We start from the raw sequence: 14,792 nt of genomic DNA, 5'->3' as shown, positions 1-14,792 counted from the left end.
ATACCTAAGATTTAGTAAGCAAGACAAAGGAGTGAATCAATATGACTGCCAAACTGACTGTGGTCGGACTGGGGTCCGGCAATCCGGACCGGCTGACCCTGGGCATCGTCAAGAAGCTGCAGACGGCCTCTGCCGTCTATGTACGGACAGCGGAGCATCCGGCGATGTCTGCGCTGCGGGAGCTGGGGATTGAATCGGTATCCTTCGACGGCCTTTATGAATCCCTGTCGTCGTTTCCCGAAGTATATGAGGCTATCACTGAGCGTTTGCTGGAAACGGCGAAGAACGCGCCTGAGGAGACGGAGATTGTCTATGCGGTTCCCGGACATCCCATGGTGGCCGAATCCGCCGTTTCCAAGCTGCGCGAACGCTGTCCCGAGGCGGGCATTGCCCTTACGATTCTTGGCGGGGAGAGCTTTCTCGACGAAGCCTTTGTGCGTCTGGGCTTTGATCCGATTGAGGGCTTTCAGCTGCTCGATGCTTCCGGCATCCGCAGTCATCAGCTCCAGCCGGAGCTGCATACGCTGATCGGACAGATCTATGACGGCTTTACCGCCTCGGAAACGAAGCTGTGCCTGATGGAGATGTACCCGCCGGAGTATGAAGTGGTTGTCGGCCATGCGCTTGGCGTAGAGGGAGAGGAACGTATACATCGGGTGCCGCTGTATGAGCTTGACCGTCTGGAGGGCTACGGCAACCTCTCGCTCGTATACATACCGGCAAGCCGTGAGGAAACGTCCCGCCGCCGCACCTTCGCCCGTCTGCACGAGATCGTCGGCATTCTGCGCAGTCCGGAGGGCTGTCCATGGGACCGTGAGCAGACCCATGATTCCCTGCGCAAAAATCTGATTGAAGAGACCTATGAGGTGCTGGAAACCATCGACCAGGATGATCCCGACCATATGCGGGAGGAGCTCGGTGATCTGCTGCTGCAGATTATGCTCCATGCGCAAATGGAGGAAGAGCTGGGCACCTTTAACGTCTACGATGTGATTGAAGGCCTGAACGACAAGCTGATCTTCCGCCATCCGCATGTGTTCGGTGATATGAGCGCCAGCGATGCCGGGGAAGCACTGCAGAACTGGGAAGGCATGAAGGCGGAGGAGAAGCGGCGCAAAGGGCTGCAGCCGGAGACGGAATCCGCGCTCAGCGGCGTTCCCCGTGACCTGCCGGCACTGATGAAGGCCTACAAGCTGCAGAAGAAGGCGTCGAAGGTTGGCTTTGATTGGGACAATTCGACAGATGTGCTGGCCAAGATCCGCGAAGAAATCGACGAACTGCAGGAGGCGATTGAAGCCGGTGCATCTGCCGATGAGCAGATCCTGGAGCTCGGGGATTTGCTGTTTGCATCCGCCAACCTGGCCCGCTTTATCGGAGCTGATCCGGAAGAAGCACTGACCCGTACCAACCGTAAATTCGTTAGCCGTTTCCATTATATCGAGGAGCGCTTGCGCAGCGCGGGCACCCGTGTGGAGGACAGCAGCCTCGAAGAGATGGAGCGTCTCTGGCAGGAAGCCAAGACACAAGAGCGCAAAGGTTAGATGCGGCGGGATGGGGAAGGCCTTCCTCGTTCCTATCTCGTAGTATATGGCGTGCCGGAAGCGGCAATGCTGGAAATGGGGCTATATTCTCTGTTTGAACCGGCATGAGAGGTTTATAATGTTATAGTGTCCGGCTTTCCCGTTCTTCCTTAAATTTTTTAAAAATCGACGGAATGCGGCAGGATTTCCGGGCAGCATCAAGAATATCATAAAGACGAAATGACGAGCCTGGTTCGAATGTTGACGAGACGCTCGCATTTCATTTATTTTTACGTACTCTAGGAGGAACCTTAAATTATGAACAAGACAGATCTGGTAAACAACATTTCCGAAAAAAGCGGATTGGCCAAAAAAGATGTTGAGACAGTCCTGAACGGATTTCTGGGCGAAGTAACGGATGCACTGTCCAAAGGCGACAAAGTGCAGCTGATCGGCTTCGGCACATTCGAAACCCGCAAGCGCTCCGGCCGCACCGGACGCAACCCGCAATCGGGCACACCTATCGAAATTCCTGAATCCACAGTTCCGGCATTTAAAGCCGGCAACAAGCTCAAAGAAGCCGTCAACTAATGCGTCTGGACAAGTTCCTGAAAGTCTCCCGTTTGATCAAGCGCCGCACGGTGGCCAAGGATGTGTCCGAGCAAGGCCGGGTGCTGATCAACGGCAAGGAATCGAAACCGAGCAGTACCGTTAAGATCGGCGACGAGATTACTGTACAGTTCGGCCAAAAGCTTGTTACGGTCAAAGTGGAGAAGCTGGTGGAAACGACCCGCAAGGACGAGGCTGCCGGAATGTATACACTGCTCCGTGAAGAGCCGGTTGCCAAGAGCAACGGTCTCGACTGGTGAGCGATTGATTGAATAGCAGCAGATTTGAGAAGCATCCCGGTCGCCAGTGGCGGCCGGGATGTTTGTCTTAAAGATATGTTCTATAATCTCTCCTTTGGCCATAGATTGGAATTAAGAAGGAGGGGGTACATGCTATGATCGAGCCAGCCAAGACGAACAAGCAGCACGATCTGCACATGCGCAGCCGCAAGCAGCTGGAGCTGACGGGAGTCCAAAATGTGGAGAGCTTCGACAGCGAAGAATTTCTGCTTCGCACCGAACTCGGGCATCTTACGATCCGGGGCAATCATTTACATATCAAGAACCTGAGCCTGGAGAACGGTATATTGTCGCTGGAGGGCAATGTCCATTCGCTGATTTATCTGGATCCCGGATCGCAGACCAAAAACAAGGGTATTCTCGGCAAGCTCTTTAAATGAACCCGGCCGTACAATGGATGACGCTGCTCTATATGATGCTGGCCGGCACAGCCATGGGGTTTACCTATGACAGCTACCGGGTGCTGTCGCTGAAGCTTCATTTTCCCCGCTGGCTGAACGGTACACTCGATTTGCTGTATTGGGTGTGGGCGGCGCTGCTTACCTTTCGCATGCTTTATGCCGGAAATCAGGGACAATTGAGGTTTTATGTCTTTGTCGGGCTCTTTCTAGGAGTATGGTTCTATTTTTTGCTCTTCAGTGTTACAGTCCAGCGTTTTGTGGTAATGTTAATTCAGTCGGTTCAATATTTGGGTAAGCTGCTGTGGAAAGTGATTGGAGTGCTTATTGGTGTACCGCTGCTTTGGCTCTGGCGTCTCCTTGTGGGCACGCTGCGGCTGCTGTGGCGCATCATACTCTTCATCCTTAAGCTGCTGCTGCGACTTACGAAGCCGTTATGGTGGCTTCCTGTGAAATGGATCTCGCCGTATTGGGCCAAGCTAAGGCAAAGCGCCTGGACGGCAAGGTTGACAGCCGCTCTGAACCGTATCAAAAAACGCTGATCTTGTTAACTTGGAGGTAAGCCGCATGAACAGATTCTCTGCGGAAGAGAAAGGGAAGGGCGGCAATGCTGCTGCAGGAGCCAAGAGAAGACGACTGATCTGGCTTACCGTTGTAGCTGTGTTTTTTGGCTGGGCCGGATACATCTTCTTCTCCCAGAGCGCAGCGATTGCCGAGAAGAATGAGCAGCTCGCCAAGAAGCAATCCGCCCAGGAAGGGGCCAATGCTTCTCTCAACCAGCTGAAATACGAGGTGTCCCGGCTAAATGACGAGGAATATATCGGCCAGCTGGCACGCAAATGGTATAATATGTATCCTCAAGGCGAATCACCGATCCGTACAGAACAATCAGGGCAATAAAGCCGTCCAAAAGGGGCTTATGTTGTGTTGCCTTGCTTGGTTCTTTACTGTATAATCAAATCACCGCAGACCGGATGCCTTTATATTCGTCTGTATATTTTTAAGGGAGGATCATTTTATTCTATGGCAATTGAAGTGGGCACCAAGTTAGAGGGCAAGGTGACAGGCATCACGCATTTCGGAGCATTTGTGGATCTGTCAGGAGGTGTCACAGGTCTCGTTCACATTTCGGAAATCGCCGATAATTACGTCAAGGATGTTAACGATCATTTGAAGATTGGTGATGTAGTAACCGTCAAGGTGATCAATGTCGACAAGGACGGCAAGATCGGACTTTCCATCAAGCAGGCTGTGGATAAGCCTGCGTCGGAAGCACGCCCCCCAAGAGCTCCAAGACCTGACCGTCCAAGCGGCGGCGGAGAACGGTTCGGCGGCGGTGGTGGCGGAGGCGGTGGATTCAATCGTGAACGGGGTGGGCGTCCATTCAAGCCTGCAGCCGGTAAACCTTCATTCGAGGATAAAATGTCACGCTTCCTGAAAGACAGCGAGGAACGGATGTCTTCGCTGAAGAAGAACACGGAAGGCAAACGCGGCGGCCGCGGAGCTAAGCGGGTATAGTATGATCCTGCATACCGGTGTCTAAATAGATGATTTTATTGAAATAAACCGCAAGGGCTTCGGCCTGAGCGGTTTTTTTGTCGCCCGAAAATAAATTGCCGACAGTTTCCCTGCCAATCCCGCATATGTCCGGGGGAATCGCTGACGAATCCTCCCCGGCATTCGCCAGCGATTCCCGCAAAGACGGGTGCTTGGCCTGCAGCAACCCGCTGTCTCGCAAGGGATCATTGCCCTTTCGCCGGCGCTTGTCGGCGAAGCTCTTTTTGTCGGAAATTTCTTGAGACCAGCCCTCCGTTTCTGACAAACTTTCCAGAAGGACCCGCTATATAATGTGAACCATAAATTCGAAACGGGTGGTGGCGAGGAATGAATAAGAGTGGGGTAATCAATTTGCCGGAGTGGACCAAAGCGGGTAAAAAAGAAGAACAGCTGAAAGCGGCCTGGGGTGCCAGACTGAAGGCATGGAGCTTGGGATTACCGGCTGTGCAGTTCCTGAACGTGAAGAAATGGACACTGCTGCTGAGCCTTATGGGATTTTTGCTGGGACGTGCCATGATTCTGGACGAGCTTACTCCATTTGCCGCTGCATACTTCGCCGTCATTGTACTGCTGCGCAAAGATTCCATGCTGCCGGTGGCCGCTTCGCTGATTCTGGGAAGCCTCTTTACCCCGTTTCCCGGAGCCATTATAATATCCGCTCAACTCGCGATATTTTTACTCATTCACAAAGGGCTTGAAAGCTTTCAGAGGATAGATATCTCCTATGCGCCGCTGATGGTTTTCGTCTCCTCCTTTATGGTCGGCCTGTTCCAGGTGGTCATCGGGCCTTCACTGGACTGGTATCCCCTGCTGATGGTCGCCCTTGATGGACTGCTCGGATTCGTGTTGACACTCGTCTTTCTGCAGGCGCTTCCTCTGCTTACCTTCAAGCAGAAGAGCAGGTCCCTGCGCAGCGAGGAAATACTATGCCTGATCATTCTGCTCGCCTCGGTAATGACGGGACTGGTGGGCTGGACGGTCAGCGGACTCTCTCTGGAGCATATCCTTTCCCGGTATCTGATCCTGCTCTTCGCGCTTGCCGGAGGTGCGCCGCTTGGCGCGGCTGTAGGTGTCGTGACCGGTCTGATCCTCAGTTTGGCCGATATTTCCGCGATCTATCAGATGAGTCTGCTGGCATTCTCCGGTATGCTGGCCGGTATGATGCAGTCCGGGCGCAAGGGGGCAGTGTCCATCGGGATGCTGCTGGGCTCCACTATTCTGTCCGTTTATTTTCTTGGACCGGGCGATGTACTGATGTCCACATGGGAGACTTGCTTGGCCATGCTGTTGTTTCTTCTGACACCGAAGAGCATGATTTCTGCCATAGCCAAATACGTGCCGGGAACCCCGGATCACAGCCGCTCCCAAAATGAATATGCGCGCAGAGTGAGAGATATTACCGCAGACCGAGTGACCCAGTTCTCGCAGGTGTTTCAGCAGCTTTCCAGCAGCTTCGGGCAGATTCCCCGGGCGGGGGACGCCGGAAAGAGCGACCGGGAAATGCAGGATTTTATGAATACTGTTACGGAAGAAGCCTGCGCGGGCTGCATCCGGCGGACCCAGTGCTGGGATAATAAATTCTATCAGACCTACAGGTATATGACCGATATGATGACTACCGTAGAGGAGTGCCCGGATATCACCGCAGCGCAGCTTCCGCCCGAGTGGAGCCGGATTTGCGGAAGGACCGGGGAGGTGCTGGAGGCGATGAAAGGGCAATATGAGCTGTATCAGCATGATATGCGCTGGAAAAAACAAATCTACGACAGCCGGCAATTCGTTGCTGAACAGCTATCGGGCGTCTCGCAGGTCATGGAGGACCTGGCCAAGGAAATCAAACGCGAGGGACAAGCCATGTACCGTCAGGAGAATCAGATCCGCCAGGCGCTGGAGAAGCTTGGCCTGTCCATTCACAGCATCGAAATCCTCAGCCTGGACCCCGGGCGGGTGGAGATTGAAGTCGTGCATGCCTATACCCGCGGCTTCGATGAATGCCGCAAAATGATCGCGCCGCTGCTCTCCGATATTCTGGAGGAGAATATCGCCGTTGTCAGCGAGACAGCCGTTCATCCCCGCGAAGGCTTATCCATGGTTACCTTCGGCTCAGCCAAAGCCTATGAAGTGAGCACCGGCGTGGCCGGTGCGGCCAAGGGCGGCGTTATGCTCTCCGGAGACAGCTTCAGCACAGTGGAGCTGGGCAACGGCACCTTCGCCGTATCGGTGAGCGACGGCATGGGCAATGGCGAGCGGGCGCGGATGGAGAGCAGCGCCGCATTGTCGATGCTGGAGAAGCTGCTGCAATCGGGCATGGATGAGAAGCTGGCCGTGAAATCCGTCAACTCGATTCTGCTCCTGCGCTCGCCTGACGAGTTCTATGCCACAGTGGATATGGCGCTGATCGACCAGTATTCGGCCCAGACCACCTTTATGAAGATTGCTTCTGCGCCCAGCTTCGTCCGGCGCGGCAGCGAGGTAATCCCGGTAACCTCCAGCAATCTGCCGATAGGCATTATCAAGGATATCGAGGTCGACCTGATCAGCATGCAGCTGCGAGCGGGCGATGTATTGATTATGATGACCGACGGTATTTATGATGCGCCCGGTTATGCCGTTAATAAAGAGATATGGATGAAACGCCTGATTCAGGAGCTGCAGCACGATGATCCGCAGGAGATGGCCGATGAGCTGCTGGAGAAGGTCATCCGTTATCAGGGCCAGGAGATTCATGATGATATGACCATTGTGGTGAGCCGCGTCGACCATTACCATCCGGAGTGGTCCAGCCTGCATATGCCCGGGATCGGCCGGATGGAGCGCCCGCGCACCGTCAGCTAACCTGTCATTCCGTTAACGTCTTTCTTTCGCCCGGTTTACGCTGTTCCAGAGTTTATGCGTTATAATAGAAGTGTTATTGTGCAGCCCTCTGATTTTTCTTTGTATTTACTATTAATATTAGCGAGCCTGACCATCAGGCGAGCCATGCCTTTGCTGCTCTTCTCTGTTTCAGGCGCTGCTTTTACCGCGAGAATGGGTAGCTCCTTAGCAAATGTAATGGAACGCAGTGAAATTTTGGAGCCGGAGAAGCGGTAGCGTTCGCCTTTGTCCCCGAATTTAAACCGCCTGGTTTAATTCATTAAATTCGGGGACAACAGCGATCGGAGGCCCAAAACTTTCATGGAGTTCCCCCGAAATTTGCAATGGGTTTCTACTCTTCTTTTTGGAAAAGGTAGACGTTTGAAATCTCTCTCCCCTGGATATGCTAGAACTAGATAACAAGAAGGGGAGTGCGGGAATGAAGCAGATATTGCTCATTACGGACGGCTGTTCCAACGTGGGGGAAAGTCCGGTGCTGGCGGCGGGATATGCCTGGAGGGAAGGCATCGCCGTAAATGTCATCGGTGTGGTCGATGAAGGAACCATCGGTGAGCTGGGCAGCCGGGAGATTGCCGATATCGCCAAGGCCGGCGGCGGACTCAGCCGGATTGTCGGCACGCCGCAGCTGGCCCAGACGGTTCAAATGCTGACCCGTAAAACCGTGGTTCAGACGATTCAGCAGGCGGTTAATAAAGAGGTACACAAAATTCTCGGCGAAAGCTCGCTTACGCAGCTGCCGCCGGAACAGCGCTCACAGATGGTGAGTGTCGTTGATGAGCTGACAGAAACCTCGCCGCTGCGCGTAGCGCTTTTGATTGATGCGAGTGCAAGCATGAAGCCCAAGCTGGCTGCGGTGGAGGATGCGGTCCGCGACCTGGCGCTCAGCCTGGAGGCCCGTAAAGGGCGCAGCGAAATCGCCGTGTTTCATTTTCCGGGAAGGAGCGGCGGAGAAGATGCGCAGCTCGATCTGGATTTTACCGGCCAGATCGGTCAGGTGCGCTCGCTGTTTCCCAAGCTGAAGATGCGCGGAGCGACCCCGACGGGACCGGCCATTTTCAGGGTCATTGAGGCGTTCAAGGGCTCGGGCAGCACGGACGAGCCGCGGGCGCTGCTGACCGGCAAGGAACATGATGATCGAGAAGGGATGATTGGTGGGTATGTCGTTTAATCCGCCCTACCCCGCCGGCACTGTCATTAAGGGCAAATGGCGGGGAAACCGCTATGTTGTCCAGCGGGTGCTGGGCAAGGGGGCGAATGGAACCGTATATCTGGTGCAGCGGGAAGGCCGCCGGGAGCAGTATGCGCTTAAGATCGGCAACGATACGCTTGAACTGCAGTCGGAAATCAATATGCTGACCTCTCTTCAGTCCTGCAAGATGCGCAGCGAGCACCGCTCCCGCCGGGAGATGCCCCTATCCTCGTATTTGCTTGAGTCCGACGACTTCGGCGATACCGGTAATATCCCTTTTTATGTCATGCGCTATGTGGAGGGCAGGCCGCTGCATCATTTTTTGGCCAAACGCGGAGCCTCATGGCTTGGCCTGATTGGCATGAAGCTGCTGGAGGAGCTGAACAAGCTGCATGTCTGCGGCTTTGTGTTCGGTGATCTGAAGCCGGAGAATGTTATGGTCTCTGATTACGGCCATGCCGAATTGATTGATTACGGCGGTGCAAGCCCGCTCGGACGCAGCGTGAAGCAGTTTACCGAATGGCATGACCGTGGCTTCTGGAATGCCGGAAGCCGTGTCGGCGATGAGAGCTATGATCTGTTTTCATTCGCTGTCCTTTGCTTGCGTCTTTTAAATGAAGCGGGACTCAAAGCTGCGGCGGGGCAATTACCCCAGACGAGGAATGTGGATGAACTGCTGAAGCTGGCCAGGAATTTGCCGGATAAGCAGCTCGGCGCTTGGCTCTGTGTCGCCCTGAAAGGCGGCTTCGCCGGTTCGGCTCAGGCGGCCAAGGTCTGGAAGGAACAGATTTACAGTAAAAGACAGCAGCGCATGGAGACCATGGCTACACCCGCCTGGCTCAAGGGGGCGTTTGCTTTATCCTTGTTTGTGCTTGTCTTTACGTTATATTGGGTATTCTTTTAAGTACATAGAATGAAGGGGCGAAAGGAAGCCGTAGATGGATTTAATGAATGAACTCACAGAATCCGTAATGGAGGCCGCGGCTGAGCATGAACTGTGGTCGCCCCATGACATAATCATAGTCGCAGTTTCCGGAGGGCCGGACTCTGTGGCTCTTTTGCGTATTCTGCATCATATCGCTTTGACCAGAATGCCGCTTACGCTGGTATGTGCCCATGTGAACCATGGGTTCCGCAGCGAATCGGCCGCTGAAGCCGAGATGGTCCGGGGTCTGGCCGCAGGACTCGGCATACCCTTTGAGCTGGCAAGCTTCGATATTCCTGCCCTTGCGGCGACGAGCGGCCTCGGTCCGGAAGGAACGGCGCGGGAGAAACGCTATGAATTTCTGGTCGCTACGGCGCACCGGTACGGGGCACGTTCCGTCGCGCTTGCCCATCATGCTGATGATCAGGCGGAGACGGTACTGATGCGTCTGATGCGCGGCAGCGGGCTCACGGGACTTGCCGGAATGCGCTGGAAACGCAGCGAAAAAAAAGTGGAACTGATCCGTCCGTTCTTACGTATTAACAAAACGGCCCTTTTGGACCTCTGTTTGACTAATGGGTTTCCGTATGCCGAAGACAGCAGCAATCTGGAGACCAAATACAAGCGCAACAGTGTGCGGCTGGAAATCCTGCCCATGCTGGAGCAATACAATCCGCAGATCAAACAATCGCTTCTGCAGCTGTCCGAAATTGTGGAAGCGGAAGATGAGTATATGGAGGCGACGGCAGCAGAATGCTTCGGGAAGATCGTGAATCCCGGGCATGGAGAATACACCTTTGAGCGTGCGGCTTTTGCAGCCCTACCCTCGGCTTTACAACGGCGTTTGATTAAATTAATATTAAATTATCTGTCGGCGGATGGTTCCATTCTCGATTTTGCGAAGATTGAAAAGATTCGCCGTGCAGTCTTGCAGGATTATCCCACCGGATGGAATCTTCATCTAGGCGGTGGCCTGATCGGCAAGCGGCAATACGATACCATTGTGTTCTCGTCCAAGCCTCCCGAGCGGAAGCTAAGTTATACATATCGGCTGTCTTTGCCTAATTCACGTCTTATTCTGGCGGAAATAGGAAAGGTAATGACGATGACGGTTCTGGAGAGGGATCAATTTCACATGCAAGGGGATGAGGCAGGGCAGCAGCTGGCCTGGTTCGACCGGGATGAGCTGGCCATGCCGCTCACGGTCCGTTCCCGATTACCTGGAGATACCATCCGGGTGATGGGATTAAACGGAAGCAAAAAGGTAAAAGATATTTACATTGATGACAAGATCCCGACTTCCGAACGCTCCGTAATTCCCCTCGTTTGCGACAGTTTGGGCAATATTGTCTGGATTCCGGGCGTTAGGCGCTCGTCACATGCCGCAGTAGGGCGGCATACGGCCTTCGTTATTCTTTTGTCCCTGAGTGAGCTTGCCAAGGATGAAGAAGCGTAATGGTCGAAGGAAGGCTTTCATAGTATAACTTAGGAGGTTTCGCAAGTTGCAGAACGACATTCAGGAAATTCTAATCAGCGAAGAGGAAATTCAACAAAGAATCAGAGAGCTTGGCGCCAAGCTGAGCGAAGAATATGCAGGACGCACGCCTTTAGTGATTTGTGTACTCAAAGGCGCGTTTATCTTTATGGCAGATTTGGTTAAAGTGATTACAGTACCTGTTGAAATGGACTTCATGGCCGTATCGAGTTACGGGGCATCGACCAAATCCTCCGGCGTAGTCAAAATCATCAAGGATCTGGATGCATCCGTTGAAGGACGCGATGTTCTGATTGTTGAGGACATCATCGACAGCGGGCTTACGCTCAGCTACCTAATTGAATTGCTGCAGGGCCGTAATGCCGCATCTATTCAAGTAGTCACTTTGTTTGACAAACCATCTGGACGTACGGTTAATCTCGAAGCGGCTTATACCGGATTTGTCATTCCTGACGCTTTTGTAGTCGGTTATGGACTCGACTATGCCGAGCAGTATCGGAACCTCCCCTACGTCGGTGTGCTGAAGCCTGAAATTTACACCAAATAATCGCGTTAAAAGCCTTAGATTCAAGGATCCATTACCGGACCTGGCTACATTTGAGGACCCCGGGCAGGCTATGGTACAATAACTTGAGTGTTGTGAGAGGAGGTAGGGGATGAATCGGTTCATCCGTAATTCTGGTTTTTATTTGATTTTATTTTTAGTCGTGGTGGGCATTGTCCAGTTTGTCAGCAATGGAAATGAATCCGCCGATTTCCCTAGATACGATGAGTTCAGGCAGGAACTGAAAAATGACAATGTGGAGAGCATGACGGTTCAGTTCGATGCCAATGCATTCCTTGTAACAGGCGAGTACAGGGAACAGGGTGATGCGAAATCGAAAAGCTTCTCCACATATGTTCCTCCTACAGATAATGCCGTTAATGAGCTTATTGCTGCCAGCGAAACCAACGGTATTGAATTTAACCAGAAGAAGATGGAAGGCGACAGCATTTGGCTGACATTCCTTTCCTCCATTATCCCGCTGGTGATTATGTTCATTCTGTTCTTCTTCCTGTTCAATCAGGCCCAGGGCGGCGGCGGTAAAGTGATGAACTTTGGCAAGAGCAAAGCCCGGTTATATAATGAAGAGAAGAAGAAGATCAGCTTCGAGGATGTTGCCGGAGCTGACGAAGAGAAGCAAGAACTCGTCGAAGTCGTGGAATTCCTGAAGGATCCGCGCAAATTCGCCGCAGTGGGCGCCCGTATTCCGAAAGGGGTTCTGCTCGTAGGCCCTCCGGGTACTGGTAAAACCTTGCTGGCCCGCGCCGTAGCCGGCGAAGCAGGTGTTCCGTTCTTCAGCATTTCCGGTTCGGACTTCGTGGAAATGTTCGTCGGTGTCGGTGCATCCCGTGTGCGCGACCTGTTCGAGAATGCCAAGAAGAACGCTCCTTGTATCATCTTTATCGACGAAATTGACGCAGTCGGCCGCCAGCGGGGTGCCGGACTGGGCGGCGGTCACGATGAACGTGAGCAGACGCTCAACCAATTGCTCGTTGAAATGGACGGCTTTGGCGGCAACGAAGGCATCATTATCATTGCGGCAACCAACCGTGCCGACATTCTGGACCCGGCCTTGCTTCGTCCGGGACGCTTCGACCGTCAGATTACGGTTGACCGCCCTGATGTGAAGGGCCGTGAAGCTGTACTGAAGGTACATTCCCGCAACAAGCCGCTGACGAAGGACGTCAAGCTTGATGTAATTGCGAAACGCACAACCGGCTTTACCGGTGCGGATCTGGAGAACCTGCTGAATGAAGCGGCTCTGCTGGCTGCCCGCCGTAACCGTAAGGATATTACGATGCGCGAAGTCGATGAAGCTATTGACCGCGTCATTGTAGGCACGGAGAAACGCAGCCGTATTATCAGTGATCGTGAAAAGCGCATTGTCGCTTACCACGAAGCAGGTCATACGATTGTGGGTTATTTCCTGGAGCATGCCGATATGGTGCATAAGGTAACCATTATTCCGCGCGGACGCGCCGGCGGATATGTGATTATGCTTCCGAAGGAAGACCGGATGCTCGTTACGAAGCAGGAACTGCTCGATAAGGTAACAGGACTCTTGGGCGGCCGTGTCGCTGAAGAGATGTTTATCGGCGAAGTCGGCACCGGAGCCTACAGTGACTTCCAGCAGGCTACACGCATCGTACGCAGCATGATTATGGAATACGGGATGAGTGACAAGCTGGGGCCTATGCAGTTCGGTACTTCCCAAGGCCAGGTATTCCTGGGCCGGGATATCGGTCATGAGCAGAACTACAGTGATTCCATCGCTTACGAAATTGATCAGGAAATGCAGCGCTTCATCCGTGAATGCTACGAACGTTGCCGTGAGCTCCTGACCAAGCATTCCAGAGAAATGCACTTGATTGCGAACACTCTGCTGGAGAAGGAGACCCTGGAGCTGGATCAGATCCAGGAGCTGATCGAGAATGGTTACCTGGCTGAGGATGGCAAGCCGGCAGAAGCACCTGATGCCGGAACAGAAGCAGGCGAACCGGTCATTGATTCGCTCGGCGATGTACGCGTCAGAATTCAGGGCAAACCGGAAGATGCATCTTCCGCACCTGATCTGTCCAAGGATATCCCGAATAATCCAAGCACCGGAAATGACGAAGACCCGGACGGCGGCAATAAAGGCGGAGGCGGCAACCTCGTCTAATTGCATCCCGAAGGCAATAGATGAACCGGAGAATCGTTGATTCTCCGGTTTTTTTATTGCCGTAATCCGAAGAGTGCCTTGAATAAACAGCGGCCACTGCAGCGAAACGCTATAGGACGCCGGGGGTTTCACCCTCCCCGTTACATTGACAGGGGGTGGAACGTTGTGTAAATTAGTGATTAAATATTATATAAATATTATCTTCGCACAAACAGGAACATCAGCAGCAGGCCGTGTAACAACTAAGGGGGAGAATGAACCGTGGAAGCTTTGGCGCTTGAGCGCAAGCAGGAACAGAATCGTGAACTTCGGATGCGCCTTGAACAGCTCAAAAAGGAACGGAATGCAATTATTTTGGCTCATTATTATCAGCGTGATGAAATTCAGGAAGTGGCGGATTTTCGCGGAGACTCTTTTTTGCTGGCACAGAAGGCTGCAGAGACCGATGCGGAAGTCATCGTATTCTGCGGCGTGCATTTTATGGGCGAAAGCGCCAAGATCCTTGCTCCGAACAAGACGGTGCTCATTCCCGATGAACGCGCGGGTTGCCCGATGGCCGATATGGTCAATGTCGACGGGCTGCGCAAGCTGAAGGCTCAACATCCGAATGCCAAGGTCGTAACTTATATCAATTCATCGGCGGAAATTAAAGCAGAAACGGACATTTGCTGTACTTCGGCCAATGCCGTGAAGGTGATAGAATCACTCGACGCAGAGGAAATTATCTGGGTGCCGGATAAGAATCTCGGGCAATATGTACAGGATAAGACAGGCAAGAAGCTGATTATCTGGGAAGGGTATTGCAATACCCACGATATGCTTACCGTCAAAGATGTAATTGAAATGAAAGCCAAGTATCCGGATGCGGAATTTGTAGTACATCCGGAATGCCGCCCTGAGGTGGTTGCCATGGGCGACTTTGTGGGAAGTACGACAGCCATCATTGATCATTGCCGGAAATCGGACCGCCGGCAATTCATTGTGGGAACCGAAGACGGAACGGGCTATCAGCTCCGCCTCGACAGTCCGGATAAGGAATTCCATTTCGCTACCAAATTCCTGGTATGCCCTAATATGAAAGTCAATAATCTGAAGAAGCTGGTTAAATGCCTGGAGACAATGAAGCCGCAGATTTATGTACCGCCCGCTGTCGCCGACAAAGCCAGAACCTCCCTAGAGCGCATGCTACAAGTCCGGTAGCATGCGCTACTCTTTCGTTGA

General features: G+C 53.1%; 15 protein-coding genes. 14 read left to right on the top strand and 1 reads right to left on the bottom strand.

Going from position 1 to position 14,792, the window contains the following annotated elements; genetic code table 11:
* The first annotated feature begins 41 nt into the window (after positions 1-41).
* The 7 genes from yabN (at position 42) to F1379_RS27285 (ending at position 4,344) form a co-directional block, all read left to right on the top strand.
* Positions 42-1,541, top strand: a complete 1,500-nt coding sequence (gene yabN / locus F1379_RS27315; RefSeq protein WP_150275635.1) for a bifunctional methyltransferase/pyrophosphohydrolase YabN — start codon at positions 42-44, stop codon at positions 1,539-1,541.
* Positions 1,542-1,838: 297 nt separating this feature from the next.
* The gene (locus F1379_RS27310) at positions 1,839-2,111 is read left to right on the top strand and encodes an HU family DNA-binding protein (RefSeq protein WP_150275634.1); all 273 of its coding nucleotides are present in this window, start codon (positions 1,839-1,841) and stop codon (positions 2,109-2,111) included.
* Positions 2,111-2,389 carry an RNA-binding S4 domain-containing protein gene (locus F1379_RS27305; RefSeq protein WP_150275633.1) on the top strand — a complete coding sequence of 93 codons (279 nt, stop codon included), beginning with the start codon at positions 2,111-2,113 and terminating at the stop codon, positions 2,387-2,389. Before F1379_RS27310 ends, F1379_RS27305 begins: the two co-directional genes overlap by 1 nt.
* A 134-nt stretch (positions 2,390-2,523) precedes the next feature.
* Complete coding sequence (gene yabP, locus F1379_RS27300; protein ID WP_150275632.1) at positions 2,524-2,808, top strand: sporulation protein YabP; 285 nt, start codon at positions 2,524-2,526, stop codon at positions 2,806-2,808.
* Positions 2,805-3,368, top strand: coding sequence for a spore cortex biosynthesis protein YabQ (gene yabQ, locus F1379_RS27295; protein ID WP_150275631.1), 564 nt, complete (start codon positions 2,805-2,807; stop codon positions 3,366-3,368). The genes yabP and yabQ overlap by 4 nt, the downstream gene beginning before the upstream one ends.
* 25 nt (positions 3,369-3,393) lie before the next feature.
* The gene (locus F1379_RS27290) at positions 3,394-3,726 is read left to right on the top strand and encodes an FtsB family cell division protein (RefSeq protein ID WP_150275630.1); all 333 of its coding nucleotides are present in this window, start codon (positions 3,394-3,396) and stop codon (positions 3,724-3,726) included.
* Positions 3,727-3,849: 123 nt separating this feature from the next.
* Positions 3,850-4,344, top strand: coding sequence for a S1 domain-containing RNA-binding protein (locus F1379_RS27285; RefSeq protein WP_150275629.1), 495 nt, complete (start codon positions 3,850-3,852; stop codon positions 4,342-4,344).
* Here F1379_RS27285 and F1379_RS27280 read toward each other — a convergent pair.
* A complete protein-coding gene (locus F1379_RS27280; protein WP_150275628.1) occupies positions 4,331-4,549 on the bottom strand; it encodes a hypothetical protein in 219 nt (72 codons plus the stop codon). The two genes, F1379_RS27285 and F1379_RS27280, sit on opposite strands and share 14 nt — an antisense overlap.
* 161 nt (positions 4,550-4,710) lie before the next feature.
* Here F1379_RS27280 and spoIIE point away from each other — a divergent pair, with 161 nt between their 5' ends.
* The 7 genes from spoIIE to nadA all read left to right on the top strand — a co-directional run bounded on the left by spoIIE (position 4,711) and on the right by nadA (position 14,771).
* Positions 4,711-7,218 carry a stage II sporulation protein E gene (spoIIE, locus tag F1379_RS27275; protein WP_150275627.1) on the top strand — a complete coding sequence of 836 codons (2,508 nt, stop codon included), beginning with the start codon at positions 4,711-4,713 and terminating at the stop codon, positions 7,216-7,218.
* Positions 7,219-7,675: 457 nt separating this feature from the next.
* The gene (locus F1379_RS27270; RefSeq protein WP_150275626.1) at positions 7,676-8,425 is read left to right on the top strand and encodes a vWA domain-containing protein; all 750 of its coding nucleotides are present in this window, start codon (positions 7,676-7,678) and stop codon (positions 8,423-8,425) included.
* A complete protein-coding gene (locus F1379_RS27265) occupies positions 8,415-9,350 on the top strand; it encodes a serine/threonine protein kinase (protein WP_203457186.1) in 936 nt (311 codons plus the stop codon). Before F1379_RS27270 ends, F1379_RS27265 begins: the two co-directional genes overlap by 11 nt.
* Before the next feature lie 34 nt (positions 9,351-9,384).
* A complete protein-coding gene (tilS, locus tag F1379_RS27260) occupies positions 9,385-10,827 on the top strand; it encodes a tRNA lysidine(34) synthetase TilS (protein WP_150275624.1) in 1,443 nt (480 codons plus the stop codon).
* A 46-nt stretch (positions 10,828-10,873) separates the two neighbouring features.
* Positions 10,874-11,413, top strand: coding sequence for a hypoxanthine phosphoribosyltransferase (hpt, locus tag F1379_RS27255; RefSeq protein WP_150275623.1), 540 nt, complete (start codon positions 10,874-10,876; stop codon positions 11,411-11,413).
* Positions 11,414-11,522: 109 nt separating this feature from the next.
* On the top strand, positions 11,523-13,571 hold the full coding sequence (ftsH, locus tag F1379_RS27250; RefSeq protein ID WP_150275622.1) for an ATP-dependent zinc metalloprotease FtsH: 2,049 nt from the start codon (positions 11,523-11,525) through the stop codon (positions 13,569-13,571).
* A gap of 261 nt (positions 13,572-13,832) precedes the next feature.
* A complete protein-coding gene (gene nadA / locus F1379_RS27245) occupies positions 13,833-14,771 on the top strand; it encodes a quinolinate synthase NadA (protein WP_150275621.1) in 939 nt (312 codons plus the stop codon).
* Positions 14,772-14,792: the final 21 nt, after the last annotated feature.

This window comes from Paenibacillus tepidiphilus (assembly GCF_008635795.1).
Taxonomy (GTDB): domain Bacteria; phylum Bacillota; class Bacilli; order Paenibacillales; family Paenibacillaceae; genus Paenibacillus_AQ; species Paenibacillus_AQ tepidiphilus.
The sequence above is the reverse complement of the archived record's forward strand: the minus strand, read 5'-3'. Positions and strand labels throughout refer to the sequence as shown.

Excerpts from the sequence above, each read along its gene's own strand:
- yabQ (WP_150275631.1), top strand. The coding sequence starts at position 2,805 with ATGAACCCGGCCGTACAATGGATGACGCTGCTCTATATGATGCTGGCC.
- yabP (WP_150275632.1), top strand. The coding sequence starts at position 2,524 with ATGATCGAGCCAGCCAAGACGAACAAGCAGCACGATCTGCACATGCGC.
- spoIIE (WP_150275627.1), top strand. The coding sequence starts at position 4,711 with ATGAATAAGAGTGGGGTAATCAATTTGCCGGAGTGGACCAAAGCGGGT.
- F1379_RS27310 (WP_150275634.1), top strand. The coding sequence starts at position 1,839 with ATGAACAAGACAGATCTGGTAAACAACATTTCCGAAAAAAGCGGATTG.
- F1379_RS27305 (WP_150275633.1), top strand. The coding sequence starts at position 2,111 with ATGCGTCTGGACAAGTTCCTGAAAGTCTCCCGTTTGATCAAGCGCCGC.
- F1379_RS27270 (WP_150275626.1), top strand. The coding sequence starts at position 7,676 with ATGAAGCAGATATTGCTCATTACGGACGGCTGTTCCAACGTGGGGGAA.
- tilS (WP_150275624.1), top strand. The coding sequence starts at position 9,385 with ATGGATTTAATGAATGAACTCACAGAATCCGTAATGGAGGCCGCGGCT.
- yabN (WP_150275635.1), top strand. The coding sequence starts at position 42 with ATGACTGCCAAACTGACTGTGGTCGGACTGGGGTCCGGCAATCCGGAC.
- F1379_RS27285 (WP_150275629.1), top strand. The coding sequence starts at position 3,850 with ATGGCAATTGAAGTGGGCACCAAGTTAGAGGGCAAGGTGACAGGCATC.
- F1379_RS27265 (WP_203457186.1), top strand. The coding sequence starts at position 8,415 with ATGTCGTTTAATCCGCCCTACCCCGCCGGCACTGTCATTAAGGGCAAA.
- ftsH (WP_150275622.1), top strand. The coding sequence starts at position 11,523 with ATGAATCGGTTCATCCGTAATTCTGGTTTTTATTTGATTTTATTTTTA.
- F1379_RS27290 (WP_150275630.1), top strand. The coding sequence starts at position 3,394 with ATGAACAGATTCTCTGCGGAAGAGAAAGGGAAGGGCGGCAATGCTGCT.